At 36.0% G+C, this 12,913-nt stretch carries 12 protein-coding genes and 1 pseudogene; 11 read left to right on the forward strand and 2 right to left on the reverse strand.

Annotated features, from left to right (window positions below; all coding sequences use genetic code 11):
* Window positions 1-653: 653 nt before the first annotated feature.
* From H1D32_RS06320 to argH, 7 genes and pseudogenes are all read left to right on the forward strand, one after another.
* Window positions 654-1,841 carry an acetate kinase gene (locus tag H1D32_RS06320; protein ID WP_261177402.1) on the forward strand — a complete coding sequence of 396 codons (1,188 nt, stop codon included), beginning with the start codon at window positions 654-656 and terminating at the stop codon, window positions 1,839-1,841.
* A 123-nt stretch (window positions 1,842-1,964) separates the two neighbouring features.
* Window positions 1,965-2,912: a 3'-5' exoribonuclease YhaM family protein gene (locus H1D32_RS06325; protein ID WP_261177403.1), complete on the forward strand. Its 948-nt coding sequence runs from the start codon at window positions 1,965-1,967 to the stop codon at window positions 2,910-2,912.
* A 5-nt stretch (window positions 2,913-2,917) separates the two neighbouring features.
* The gene (locus tag H1D32_RS06330; RefSeq protein ID WP_261177404.1) at window positions 2,918-3,751 is read left to right on the forward strand and encodes an EcsC family protein; all 834 of its coding nucleotides are present in this window, start codon (window positions 2,918-2,920) and stop codon (window positions 3,749-3,751) included.
* Between the two features lie 79 nt (window positions 3,752-3,830).
* A complete protein-coding gene (locus tag H1D32_RS06335; protein ID WP_261177405.1) occupies window positions 3,831-4,142 on the forward strand; it encodes a DUF4391 domain-containing protein in 312 nt (103 codons plus the stop codon).
* Window positions 4,143-4,294: 152 nt separating this feature from the next.
* The gene (locus H1D32_RS06340; RefSeq protein WP_261177406.1) at window positions 4,295-5,128 is read left to right on the forward strand and encodes an alpha/beta fold hydrolase; all 834 of its coding nucleotides are present in this window, start codon (window positions 4,295-4,297) and stop codon (window positions 5,126-5,128) included.
* Between the two features lie 187 nt (window positions 5,129-5,315).
* Window positions 5,316-6,524 (forward strand): argininosuccinate synthase, encoded by a 1,209-nt coding sequence (locus tag H1D32_RS06345; RefSeq protein ID WP_261177407.1) that lies wholly within the window; start codon window positions 5,316-5,318, stop codon window positions 6,522-6,524.
* Window positions 6,521-7,902 (forward strand): annotated as a pseudogene (gene argH, locus H1D32_RS06350) (argininosuccinate lyase). Before H1D32_RS06345 ends, argH begins: the two are co-directional and overlap by 4 nt.
* Before the next feature lie 120 nt (window positions 7,903-8,022).
* Here the strand turns inward: argH and H1D32_RS06355 are convergent.
* Window positions 8,023-8,457, reverse strand: a complete 435-nt coding sequence (locus tag H1D32_RS06355) for a universal stress protein (protein ID WP_261177408.1) — start codon at window positions 8,455-8,457, stop codon at window positions 8,023-8,025.
* Window positions 8,458-8,596: 139 nt separating this feature from the next.
* Between H1D32_RS06355 and H1D32_RS06360 the strand changes: the two genes are divergently transcribed.
* The 3 genes from H1D32_RS06360 (at window position 8,597) to H1D32_RS06370 (ending at window position 10,544) form a co-directional block, all read left to right on the forward strand.
* Window positions 8,597-8,737 carry a hypothetical protein gene (locus tag H1D32_RS06360; RefSeq protein WP_261177410.1) on the forward strand — a complete coding sequence of 47 codons (141 nt, stop codon included), beginning with the start codon at window positions 8,597-8,599 and terminating at the stop codon, window positions 8,735-8,737.
* Window positions 8,738-9,269: 532 nt separating this feature from the next.
* Window positions 9,270-10,028 carry an SDR family oxidoreductase gene (locus H1D32_RS06365; protein ID WP_261177411.1) on the forward strand — a complete coding sequence of 253 codons (759 nt, stop codon included), beginning with the start codon at window positions 9,270-9,272 and terminating at the stop codon, window positions 10,026-10,028.
* A 135-nt stretch (window positions 10,029-10,163) separates the two neighbouring features.
* Complete coding sequence (locus H1D32_RS06370) at window positions 10,164-10,544, forward strand: hypothetical protein (protein WP_261177415.1); 381 nt, start codon at window positions 10,164-10,166, stop codon at window positions 10,542-10,544.
* 93 nt (window positions 10,545-10,637) lie between these two features.
* On the opposite strand, the gene H1D32_RS06375 is transcribed toward H1D32_RS06370, so the two are convergent.
* The gene (locus H1D32_RS06375) at window positions 10,638-11,732 is read right to left on the reverse strand and encodes a M24 family metallopeptidase (protein ID WP_261177417.1); all 1,095 of its coding nucleotides are present in this window, start codon (window positions 11,730-11,732) and stop codon (window positions 10,638-10,640) included.
* A gap of 286 nt (window positions 11,733-12,018) precedes the next feature.
* Here H1D32_RS06375 and H1D32_RS06380 point away from each other — a divergent pair, with 286 nt between their 5' ends.
* Complete coding sequence (locus H1D32_RS06380) at window positions 12,019-12,858, forward strand: YitT family protein (protein ID WP_261177419.1); 840 nt, start codon at window positions 12,019-12,021, stop codon at window positions 12,856-12,858.
* Window positions 12,859-12,913: the final 55 nt, after the last annotated feature.

A 12,913-nucleotide genomic window follows, 5' to 3' on the forward strand; every position in this document is an offset into this window, starting at 1 on the left:
TTATTTATGCTTTTTGGATCTTAGCCAAGCCTATGCTTGGCTTTTTACGTTTCCATGAAAAATTGATAAGCTGAATGATCCTAAGTTAATTGTTTGGTTTTGCCAATCAATACATAGATTTACTCGCTATACCATTATTTAGAAAAATAAAAATAAGCACGAAAGGTAAGCTAATAAAAGCTACTAGTAATGTCAAAAGCTATTATGTCCTTATTAGTAACATTAGTCTGGGCTGTTAAGAAATCTGATTTCACTAATTCACTTTCCTTCATCAAATATATTTACATCAAGTGTTGTTAATATTAACTTTATGTTGTCTGAGCAGTAAATTGAAGGCTCTTTTCTAAAAAGATTTTCTTTAGATTGTTCGTTTAGAAAGTAAACATTTACTGTTTCCACTGTCTAAAGGTTGGTAATACAGAAAGTATGAGAGTTATACAACAGGTTACTATGTTTTTCGTTTCAAATCCCGATTTAACAATACATCGATAATGGTAATGATAAACTGTACTAATTAAAAAATGAACATTTTTAAGAAATTTCATGAGAAAGTATTGAATTCTTATGATAACAGTGTTTAAATAAAATAGGTAATAAGATTAAATCGACAAAATTCGAAGTTAGCAATTTTTTAATTGAAGGAGATGTAGTAAATGGCAAAGATTATGGCGATTAACGCTGGTAGCTCGTCATTAAAGTTTCAACTTTTAGACATGCCAACGGAAGCTGTTGTTACAAAAGGTATCGTAGAGAGAATCGGCTTAGAAGATTCTGTTTTTCAAATAGATGTAAATGGTGAAAAGCAAAAAGAAGTTCGCGATATTCCAGATCATTCACAAGCCGTAAAAATTTTATTGGATAAGTTAACAGGGTTAGGGATCCTTCAATCTCTAGATGAAATTGAGGGAATTGGTCACCGTGTTGTTCACGGGGGAGAAAAATTTAATGACTCTGTACTTATTACAGATGAGGTTTTAAACGGTATTGAAGAAGTTTCGGAACTTGCTCCACTGCACAATCCAGCAAATATTGTTGGTATTAAGTCATTTATGGAAGTACTTCCAAATGTTCCTGCAGTTGCTGTATTTGATACGGCTTTCCATCAAACGATGCCAGAACAATCGTTCTTATATAGTCTTCCATACGAATATTATGAGGATTATGGTATTCGTAAATATGGTTTCCATGGTACATCTCATAAATATGTTACTGAACGAGCAGCTGAATTATTAGGGAGACCAGTTGAACAATTACGTTTAATCTCTTGTCACTTAGGAAATGGCGCATCAATTGCTGCAATTGAAGGTGGGAAATCAATTGATACGTCAATGGGCTTCACTCCACTAGCAGGGGTAACTATGGGTACTCGTTCTGGAAATATTGATCCAGCATTAATTCCGTTTATTATGGATAAAACAGATCAAACTGCTACGGAAGTACTTGATGTTTTAAATAAAAAGAGTGGTATGTTAGCTTTATCTGGATTCTCGAGTGACTTACGCGATATCGAGCAACAAGCTGAAGAAGGAAACGAAAGAGCGGAACTAGCACTAGAAGTATTCACTTCTCGAATTCATAAATATATTGGTTCATATGCAGCTCGTATGCATGGCGTTGATGCGGTTATCTTCACAGCTGGTATTGGTGAAAACAGTGATGTTATCCGTGCTCGTGTATTAAAAGGACTTGAATTCATGGGGATTTATTGGGATCCATCTTTAAATCAAGTACGTGGGAAAGAGGCATTTTTAAACTATCCTCATTCTCCAGTTAAAGTAATGATCATTCCAACGAACGAAGAGGTAATGATTGCTAGAGATACAGTTCGATTAACAAAATAATGACAATTTAGAGCACCTACTAATTTTTTAGTTGGTGCTTTTTTCAATTTCTATAATTAATATTTCAGTTCATGTAATAAGTTTAGTAAAATAAATATAGTAAGTTTCCGTGGAGTGATCATAATGAAATTAATTACAGAAGCATTTGAAGGAGATCGGCTCATAGGCTTTTTTCTCATTAAAGATTTACAGCAAAAGGTAGCTACAAACGGTAGTGAATATTTTGATTTTGTTCTTGGAGATCGTTCCGGAACAATTACAGCTAAACTGTGGGACATAACAGAAGAACAAAAAGGGTCATTTACAGTAAAAAAAATAGTGAAAGTCGATGGGTTAGTAACTTTATTTCGTAACCAAAAACAGTTGCAAATACAAAGAATTCGTTTATCGCTGCCAGAAGATGACATTGATATACAAACTCTTGTGCAAAAATCCGAAATTCCAAGAGAAGAACTTTGGCAGGAATTAAGAATGGTGATTGAAGAAATTCAATCGCCAACGTTAAGTAAGCTAGTCAAAACAATTTTGCTGTCAAAGGAAACTAGAGATGCACTAACCACAATACCCGCAGGAGTGAAGATGCATCATTCTTATTATGCAGGGTTATTGGAGCACATTGTCACACTTCTGCATAGCGCTACTCAGTTATTTCCAATATACCCACAACTAAATAAAGATATAGTCATTACTACTTGCCTCTTGCATGATATAGGCAAAACAAAGGAACTATCCGACCCTATTGCACCTGAATATACGACAGAAGGAGAATTGGTAGGGCATATAGTATTAGGGATTGAGTTAATTAACGATGCTGCAAGAGAAGCTGGGATTTCGTCTCGAGACGAAGAACTTCTCTTAGTAAAGCATTGTATTTTAAGCCATCACGGTGACGTAGATTTAGGTTATGGGAGTGCAGTTTCAGGGAAAGTTCCTGAGGCTATCTTTTTTCATTATCTAGATCAAATTGATGCAAAATTAAATTCGATGAAGCAGTTATTTAAGGGAGAAAACGAAGAATGGGTTTATTCTCCTATGTTAAGGAGAAAAATTCGAAATCTGAATAAAGGGTGATTGATATGGTATTGACCATTCGAGAAAAAGCAGTTTTGGAATCGATTGAAAACTGGGAACAGTCCTACTTTGTAGAAGTAGATCAAAACAGCTATTACACACTTGAAACGAATTTAAATGAAGCGATTGAAAATTGGCGGCCAGATCTCCAAAAAAAGTTGTTAAAAACCATCGATAGCATCATTTTTCATACCCATGCGATTGCTCAAAACAGTAGGTATGATAAGGAGACGACAGCTAAAGTCTTAGACTTTGGTAGAGTGTTTAATGAAAATATAAACGAAGTTTCAGATATGAGGTGCTTAACAATTGATCAACTCCGTTTTATCACAAACCAACACTTGGCTAAACAAAGGCTCGTCTCCTTAATGCAAGGTGGGTTTGCTGGCTTAGGCGGTTTCTTTACAGTCGCATTAGACTTACCCATGATGTTAATCATCAATTTACGATCAATCCAATTAACTGCTATGACATATGGATATGATTTAAATAAACCATTTGAATTAATGTTAGCATTGAAAGTGTTTCACGTCGCTACCTTACCAAGGACATTGCAAAAAGAGGGATGGGAGCACTTATTAGTTGAGCTCAATCATATCGAAGATGAGTGGCTGTTATTTGATGACCCAAATAGTCAAAATACAACTGTTTGGCTTCAACAACCGATCAAGCAAATCGGTAAGGGAATGGTTTTATTTCTCCTCCGTAAAAAACTAATCCAGGGAGTCCCACTATTAGGGATAACGGTAGGTGCCTCTGCAAATTATTTTTTAGCAAAACAGGTTTCTGAAATCGCTCATTACTTTTATCAAAAACGCTTTTTGTTAGAGAATAAATAATTTTTAAAATTCCCAGCATATTTCTTCAATACAAAATCAAGTTGTTGTAGAATGAAGATACATAATGGGGGTGTACACGTTGTATCGTTTTGAATATGACCAGCGTCTAGGGATTGCTTTACCAGACTTAACGAAGGATTGGAATTGTCTTGATAAAGCAACACAAGAAGAAATATTAGTTCAGTGGGAACAAATAAGAGGAGATATTCCTGACCGAGTAAAAGAACTTGAGAACCAAATAAATGCAAAACAAGCAGCACTTTTTAATGAAGAGAACTTTAAAAGGTCTTGTGAAATTAATACCGAAATTTCCGAACTAGCTTCAACAATTAATGATTTGTGGCTTTGGTTTAGGTCCCAAGGTGAAATTACAGGGAAAAGCCACCACTAATAGATTAGAGTGAAGAGTGTAAAGTGAAGAGTTTTTTTGAGATATTGCTTCGGAGTATTACTCTCATAACTCTAGACTCTAAACTTTAAACTAACATAGAAGCTCCTTCATTTGCTCATTCTAAGATTAAGAAGACAATGAAGGAGTTTTTTATGGGCTATATTAATATTGAAGGATCGGATATCTATTATGAAGATAGCTTGTATGGTGAAGAAATCCTTGTTTGTATTCATGGATTTATCAGTTCATCCATCTGTTGGCACCCATTGGTTGAGCACTTGTCGAAACAATTTCGAGTTGTAGCAGTTGATTTACCTGGCTTTGGTCAAACTGTTGCTAGTAGAGATTATGAATTTACGTTATCTAACTATGGAAAAACAATCAATCGTTTTGTCCAGGAACTAGGTTTTCGCAAAGTTCATATCGTTGGCCATTCCCTCGGTGGACAAATTGCTTTGCAAGCTGTAAAGCAAAAACCTGAGCTCTATCAGAAGCTATTTTTAATTGCAGCTTCAGCAGTAAGAAAGCGCCCACCGTGGTTAGCTAGGCTTTTTTGTTATTTTCCTTATGTAGACGAGGTCGCTTACCGTTTTTTCTTTCAGGACGAATTCGTGAATATTGGTATTTCAAAAGTTTTAGCAGGTGGTGTGGGCCTAGAACAGGAAATATTACGTCCATATATTGATATCTGTAAGCGAAAAGAGGTTGTGCAGGCAGTTTTAAAGCTTGGGAAAATGAGAGAAGATGACATGAGCAAACAAGATTTAAATGATATCTTTCAACCAGCATACTTACTATGGGGCAGAGAGGATCAAGTTGTAATCCTAGAGGAGGGGGAGTTTTTACATAAACATTTAAAAAACTCAACTTTAGCTATTATTGAACATTGTGGTCACCTTCCGATGGAAGAATATCCAACAACGGTGTTACACCATCTTTATTCATTTCTTTGCCCCAATTTCAATAATATACAAGAAAATAACTAATAAATATTTATACTTTTTAATAATTATGTATTGCAAATTCAAAAAAAAGTTGTTAAAGTAATGATTAACAACAAAATTATATTTCAAGGTGAGAGTAGAGCGCTTATATAAAGCCTCTTTTCTTTTGAAAATAAGTGTATAAATATTATAAAACAAGTATTAATATTCATGTATGGAGGAATGGGAAATGAGTAAAAAGAAAGTTGTATTAGCATATTCTGGTGGTTTAGATACATCAGTGGCTATTAAATGGTTAGGAGATCAAGGTTATGATGTAATTGCTGTTTGTTTAGATGTCGGTGAAGGAAAAGACCTTCAGTTTGTAAAAGAAAAAGCATTAACAGTGGGGGCAATTCAATCTTATACTGTTGATGCTACAAAAGAGTATGCAGAGGAGTTCGTATTAACAGCCTTACAAAGTCATGCAATGTACGAAGGAAAATATCCGCTCGTATCTGCGCTTTCTCGCCCGCTTATTTCAAAGAAACTAGTAGAAATTGCTAACCAGGTTGGCGCTGACGCAGTCGCACATGGTTGTACGGGGAAAGGTAATGACCAAGTACGTTTTGAAGTTTCGATTCAAGCCTTAAATCCCAACCTTGAAGTGCTAGCACCTGTTCGTGAGTGGGGTTGGAGCCGTGATGAGGAAATTGAGTATGCAAAAACTCATAATATTCCAATACCGGTGAACTTAGATAACCCTTATTCTGTTGACCAAAATTTATGGGGAAGAAGCTGTGAATGTGGAGTTCTAGAAGATCCTTGGGCAACACCTCCTGAAGGAGCTTATGAACTAACGGTAGCTTTAGAGCATACTCCGAATGAGCCAGAGTACGTTGAAATTGGGTTTCAGCAGGGGATTCCTAAAACGTTAAACGGCAAAGTGTTTAATCTTGATTCCCTAATTTTAGAGCTTAACAGTATTGCGGGGAAGCATGGGGTTGGACGAATTGACCATGTTGAAAATAGATTGGTAGGTATTAAATCTCGTGAAGTTTATGAGTGTCCAGGAGCAATGACTCTTCTAAAAGCACATAAAGAATTAGAAGACTTGACGCTTACAAAAGAGGTTGCTCACTATAAACCAGTCATTGAAAAGAAAATTACTGAAATGATTTATGATGGTTTATGGTTCTCTCCATTGATGCCTGCTTTGCAAGCGTTTTTGAAGGAAACGCAAAAAACAGTAACAGGTACGGTACGTGTAAAGCTATTCAAAGGTCATGCTATTGTTGAAGGACGTAAGTCAGAGTTTTCATTATACGACGAAAAGCTTGCAACATACTCAACAGAAGATGAGTTTGACCACAGTGCAGCTGTTGGATTTATTAAGCTGTGGGGCTTGCCAACAAAAGTTCATAGCATGGTGGCAAAGAAGGGAGTAAATCAACTGTGACAGCTAAGCTTTGGGGTGGAAGGTTTACAAAAAAAGCAGCAAGCTGGGTGGATGCCTTTGGGGCATCCATTGGCTTTGATAAAGAATTGGTGAAAGAAGATATTCAGGGGAGCATTGCCCATGTTAAGATGTTGGGTAAATGTGGGATTGTCCCTGAGGCAGAAGTCGAGAAAATTCTTGCGGGTTTAGAGGTTATTCAAGAAAAAGCTAAAAAAGGTCAACTTGAATATAGTGTGGAAAATGAGGATATCCATTTAAACATTGAGAAGTTTTTAATCGATGAAATTGGTGAGGTCGGTGGTAAGCTCCATACAGGTAGAAGCCGTAATGACCAAGTCGCAACCGATATGCATCTTTATTTACGTACGCAAGTAACGGAAATTATGGAATCAGTTAAGCATCTTCAAGAAGCTATCCTCGATCAAGCAAAATTTCATGTTGAAACCATCATTCCAGGCTATACTCATTTGCAAAGAGCTCAACCAGTTTCATTTGCCCACCATTTAATGACCTATTTTTGGATGTTGGAGCGTGATTATGAGCGATATCAGGATAGCATGAAACGGATTAATATCTCTCCGTTAGGAGCAGGAGCATTGGCTGGAACAACATTCCCGATTGATCGTGAGTATTCAGCAGAGCTCTTAGGCTTTGAGTCTATCTATGAAAATAGTATGGACGCCGTAAGTGATCGCGACTTTATTGTTGAGTTCTTAAGCAACTCCTCAATGGTAATGATGCATCTGTCGCGTTTTGTGAAGAGTTAATTTTATGGTCGAGCCAAGAATTCCAATTTATCGAAATGGACGATACGTTTGCAACTGGTAGTAGTATAATGCCACAAAAGAAAAATCCAGATATGGCAGAGTTAATTCGTGGTAAAACGGGGCGAGTATACGGAAATCTTTTTTCCTTGTTAACCGTTTTAAAAGGTTTACCGTTAGCCTATAACAAAGATATGCAAGAAGATAAAGAAGGTATGTTTGATACAGTTCATACAGTTAAAGGTAGCTTGCAAATTTTTGCTGGAATGATTGAAACAATGAAAGTATTAGGTGCGAATATGGAGAAAGCAACGAATGAGGATTTTTCCAATGCTACTGAGCTAGCAGATTACTTAGCTACTAAGGGGATGCCATTTCGAGCAGCTCATGAGGTTGTCGGTAAACTTGTTCTTTATTGCATTCAAAACAAAAAATACCTATTAAACTTAACAATTGATGAATTTAAAGAAGCTAGTCCTTTATTTGAAGACGATATCTTTCACGTGCTCGAACCCAAAACGGTTGTTGCCAGACGTAATAGTGCAGGTGGAACAGGCTTTGATCAAGTGAGACTAGCGATTAAAAAAGCTGAATTTGTAATATCTAACAAATAATAGTTCCTTTCGTAAACGTTGCTTTTGGGGCCGTCTTTTGAGAATGAGAGAGCCGTTGAGACGAATGAATTTGTCTCAACGGCTCATTTTTTCTCAAATGCTTCATGCAAAGCGTGATAATTAATTTCGTACAATTAACACATCGCATTTCGCAGTTCGTGCAATATATTCTGACACGCTACCAATAAGGAGTCGTTCAACTGCATTTAGCCCCGTTGCCCCTGTAATAATCAAATCCACTTCGTATTTCTTAGCTATATCTTTAGACACTTTTACTTTTGGTGATCCAAAATCTAATACACATACAGCTGCAACCCCGGCTTTTTCCACCTCTTGTTTATACTCAGATAGCATGTCCTTTGCGTATTCTTCTGCTCTAGTCACAATAGCGCGGTCATATTGTTCAACTGTTGCAAATGTTCTAGTATCAACAACATGTGTAATAATAATTTTTGCCTGCTCTTTTTTAGCAACATCAATAGCTTTTAATAATGCTTTTTTTGCTTCATTTGATCCGTCAACAGCAACTAAAATATTCGAGTAGTTTTTTTCCATATTTTCCACCCCTAATATTATAAAATGTAAATCTTTACAATTTAATTATACCATGAACAAACTCCTAGTTTTTGGTGAAACTGTCATAAATGGTGAATGATTGATGAATAATATTAAAGAGGAAAAGGGGGTGTGGTGAATGAAGGACTCGAAGTTTCAAAGCACAATTTTTGATGAGGAAGGAGATGCGATCGTCAGGCAACAATTGTTAGATTCTTATTACGAAGGTACGGCAGATACAAAAAAGCGAGATGACATTGATCAGCAAGAGAACCAATAAAACTGGAAGTACCTTGGTATAGTTTTTTACCAAGGTTTTTATTTTACATAACCAAAATTCTGAAGCATTCTTTTTTACTTTACTATTACATAACACTATAATAATGGGGAAAACAAAGTGACATATTTGTGCAATGTAACCGTAAGTGTTAATTATAATTTTTTAATGGATTGATTTTTTTAAAAGGCTGTTTTCGTAAACTTTGTTGCTTTAAGGTCGTCTTTTGAGAATAAATCAGCTTTTTGGGACAAATTTATTTGGCCCAATGGCTTATTTATTCTCAAAAGCTTCACGCAAAGCGTGAAGAACCAAGTATTCGCTTGGTTACGACCTAAAGTTAATAGCAACAATCTTTTAGAAAAAAGCGTTTAAAAACAATGGTGCGCTTTTGAACTACCAAGTCATTACTTTGCTCAGGTTCAAAAGCTAGATTGTCACAGAATGCAAAGCTAATAAAATTAAGCAACTGCAAAAAATACATCATCGCCGTAAAACGACTTGTACGTTTAAATATAGGGAGGGGGAGAAAATAATGCGACATGCTCTGATCACAGCTGGAACGAAGGGTTTAGGAAAAAAAGTAACGGAAACATTACTCGAAGATGGCTATAGGGTGTCTATTAGTTACCGTAGTGACGAGGAAGCACTAGAACGGTTGGCCCTGGAATGGGAGAGGTTTCAAGGGCGTTTTCAGTTTATTCGAGCTGATGTCACAAATAAAAATGACTTGTCTCTGCTGGTTGACCATGCTGTAAGCTCCTTCGGAAATATTCATATTCTAATAAATAATGCAGGACCTTATGTATTTGAAAGAAAGAAGCTTATAGAGTATAACGAGGATGAATGGTACGAAATGCTAGAAGGTAATTTAAGTAGTGTTTTTCATTTGTTGAAAAAAATAATTCCAATGATGCAAAAGGAAAAATTTGGACGAATTATTTCTTATGGTTTTCAAGGTGCAGAAGGCACACCAGGTTGGCTATACCGCTCTGCTTTTGCAGCAGCAAAGGTTGGATTAGTCTCTCTCACAAAGACTCTAGCAATTGAGGAAGCTGAAAATGGTATAACGGCTAACATAGTTTGTCCGGGGAACATTGTTGGAGAGATGAAAGAGTCTTCAATCGCCGAATCGAGGAAGCTTCCAGATGAAAATACACCTATTGGTAGATCTGGAACAGGTGAGGATATTGGTCGTGTTATTTCGTTTCTCTGTCACGAAAATTCAGATATGATAACTGGAACAGTAATTGAAGTAACAGGTGGTGTAGATGTACTGCATCGTTTCCGGTAATAACTTAAGTGTAGAATGTAGAGTTATAGGCAAACCTTTAAAGCAAAATGGCCACTAACTTAAACTCTGAGGTCTACATTTTAAACTAGTATAAAACATCCAATATTTACTAATAGTAGTAATGAGGTGATATCCATGAAAAGAAGGTTTCTGACGCCAATTTTACTACTATGCTGTTTAACAATTTTTCCTGCCCAAAGTAACGCTCTAAATTTGATGGAAAGTTTCTTCTTGAAGATTACTGTTATTGAAAATGGAATTGAGCATCAATGGGAATATACAAGTCCAGGGAAGTATGAGTATGAAAAAGGGGAAAAAGTGATAAAAACGAAAGAAGCAAAAGACGAATTACTTAAAATTGTAAAAGAAATTAATCTATCCGAAGAAGCAAAAATTGAGAAAATGGTAGAAATATTAAAACAAAATCGTTTCCCAGAAATAGAACATCTTGATATTCGTTGGATGACTGGTGACAATAAATTGTATACGTGGGTTTGGGATCATAAAAACAGTTGAGAGTGTAGAGTTTTGAGTTTAGAGTTATTTGCAAGTAGTGCTTCGAAGCATTACTTTCACTTACTCAAAACTCAAAACTCAAAACTCAAAACTTTAAACTATAATAAGGTCCTTCGGATACTTTGTCAGGCTCTCAAATCCATCCTTTGTTATCACGATATCGTCTTCGATACGAACTCCGCCAATACTAGGTACATAGATACCTGGTTCAACAGTAAACACAGCGCCCTCTTGAAGTAAATCATTATTGTTTTCACTCATAGAAGGAAATTCATGAACTTCGATCCCAAGTCCGTGGCCAATGCGGTGTGGGAAATACTCTCCAAAACCTGCGTTTGTAATATAGTTTCGCGCCGCCAAATCTATGTCACCAATTCTTGTACCAATTTTACAAGCAGCCAACGCCTGTAGTTGTGCCCCTAATACAGTCTCGTAAATTTCCTGTTGTTTTTCACTAGCCTCTTGAAAGACCACTGTTCTGGTAATGTCAGAACAATAACCATCTAACACGACACCGAGGTCAAATAAGACGAAGTCACCACCAGTAATTTCAGTAAGTCCTGGATTTCCATGAGGGTCTGCTGTTTTCCTACCGGTTAAAACCATTGTCGAAAATGACATTTCCCGAATGCCTTTCCTTTTTAGTTCATATTCAATTAGCGCTAATACATCCATTTCTGTTTTCCCAGATTTAAGTGCATGAACCCCTACCTCAACTCCAAAATCTGCAAGCTTTGCTGCCTGCTTTAAAATTTCTAATTCGGAGGGTTCTTTTATCAATCTTAATGAATAAAGCTTTTCTTCTACAGAAACTAATTGTCCTTGAGGAAACATATTTAATAATGCAGTAGCTCTTGTATATGAGATATGCTCTTTTTCTATAGCGATCACACTAGCAGTTGGCACTAGCCCTTTTATACGTTTTTCTAATAAATCCCAAGGGTTTTCTGAGTCACTATAGCTAATGATTTCATGTTCCCAACCGGCAGCCTTAGCCTGTGGCTTTTCCATATTAGGACAAATTAGAATAGGCTCTTCTGTTGGAAAAATAACAATACCTACGAGGCGTTCATGTGGTTCTGTATAAAATTGGGATAAATAAAATACATTTGCTTTCGTTTGGACAAAAGCAAAATCGACATTTTTTTCTGCTAACCAGTCCATAACTCTAGTTAAGCGCTTATTCATAATTTCACTTCCTTATTTTTAAAATTTGATATATCAATGAATTTCATAATTCATTATTTACGCTACTAAGTTCTAAGTGTAGTTGCGTAGAAACCATTCGCAACTACACTTAGATTGATATAGCTCGATTAGGGTGATTATGAAATTCACTCATATGTAATCTGTGTTCACTTTACCATTTTCCACACCATTTGTTAAATAAACTTTATGAGAATTAATATATTATTAAGAAAATTAGTAAATATGATAAGATTACTATATTGATTATTTTCTTGGGGAGTGGAACATGAAGAAATTTTTTGATTATATTATGTTAACGATTGGCTCAATTGTAGTTGCAGTTGGGCTAGAATTAATTTTGGCTCCAAATGGACTTGTTGATGGTGGGGTAACAGCTTTATCAATTATGGCAAATCGAGTTTGGGATGTCCCTATTTGGTCCATATTTATCTTATTGAACCTTCCAACACTTTTATTCTCCGCAAAATACATGGGGAAAAAGTTTGTGTTTAGAACGATCTATGCAAATATTATTACTTCTATAGCGCTAATTCTGCTCGCTCCGATGCCTGCAATTACTTCCTCTGAAGTACTTATTGTTCTCTATGGTGGCCTATTACTAGGTACAGGTGTTGGTCTTGTTGTGAAAGCTGGAGGAGCAGTAGATGGAACTGAGATGCTGGCGATTTTTATTAATAAAAAGTACAACATTTCTATAAGTACTTTTCTATTAGCAATTAATGCAATTATTTTAGTAGGTGCAGCATTTGTCTTTACTTTGGAAAAAGCGATGTTTTCCATTGCTATCTTTTATATCGTTTCAAAGCTTATTGATTTCATTCTAGACGGGGTCAATCAAGGGAAATCAGTCATGATTATTTCTGAAATTCCAGATGAAGTTGCCTATAGTTTAATGAAAGATCTTGATGCTCAAATCACGTTTTTATATGGACAAGGTGGATTTACGAAAGAGGAGAGAAAGATTATCTATTGTATCACAAACCGATTTATGTACCCAAAACTAAAAGACGTGGTATTGACCATTGATCCTGGTGCAGTTCTTGAAGCTTCGTATGTTTCCGAAACGGCTGGAGTGAAAAAATCTTCATTTTTTCCAAAAACATAGGGAAGGCATAGCAGGATTTTCAATGTATAAGGAGAACGTAAATAGGTATGTGGGT

Source organism: Anaerobacillus sp. CMMVII (genome assembly GCF_025377685.1).
Taxonomy (GTDB): Bacteria; Bacillota; Bacilli; order Bacillales; family Anaerobacillaceae; genus Anaerobacillus.

Excerpts from the sequence above, each read along its gene's own strand:
- H1D32_RS06380 (WP_261177419.1), top strand. The coding sequence starts at position 12,019 with ATGAAGAAATTTTTTGATTATATTATGTTAACGATTGGCTCAATTGTA.
- H1D32_RS06320 (WP_261177402.1), top strand. The coding sequence starts at position 654 with ATGGCAAAGATTATGGCGATTAACGCTGGTAGCTCGTCATTAAAGTTT.
- H1D32_RS06370 (WP_261177415.1), top strand. The coding sequence starts at position 10,164 with ATGAAAAGAAGGTTTCTGACGCCAATTTTACTACTATGCTGTTTAACA.
- H1D32_RS06325 (WP_261177403.1), top strand. The coding sequence starts at position 1,965 with ATGAAATTAATTACAGAAGCATTTGAAGGAGATCGGCTCATAGGCTTT.
- H1D32_RS06355 (WP_261177408.1), bottom strand. The coding sequence starts at position 8,457 with ATGGAAAAAAACTACTCGAATATTTTAGTTGCTGTTGACGGATCAAAT.
- H1D32_RS06365 (WP_261177411.1), top strand. The coding sequence starts at position 9,270 with ATGCGACATGCTCTGATCACAGCTGGAACGAAGGGTTTAGGAAAAAAA.
- H1D32_RS06340 (WP_261177406.1), top strand. The coding sequence starts at position 4,295 with ATGGGCTATATTAATATTGAAGGATCGGATATCTATTATGAAGATAGC.
- H1D32_RS06360 (WP_261177410.1), top strand. The coding sequence starts at position 8,597 with ATGAAGGACTCGAAGTTTCAAAGCACAATTTTTGATGAGGAAGGAGAT.
- H1D32_RS06345 (WP_261177407.1), top strand. The coding sequence starts at position 5,316 with ATGAGTAAAAAGAAAGTTGTATTAGCATATTCTGGTGGTTTAGATACA.
- H1D32_RS06375 (WP_261177417.1), bottom strand. The coding sequence starts at position 11,732 with ATGAATAAGCGCTTAACTAGAGTTATGGACTGGTTAGCAGAAAAAAAT.
- H1D32_RS06330 (WP_261177404.1), top strand. The coding sequence starts at position 2,918 with ATGGTATTGACCATTCGAGAAAAAGCAGTTTTGGAATCGATTGAAAAC.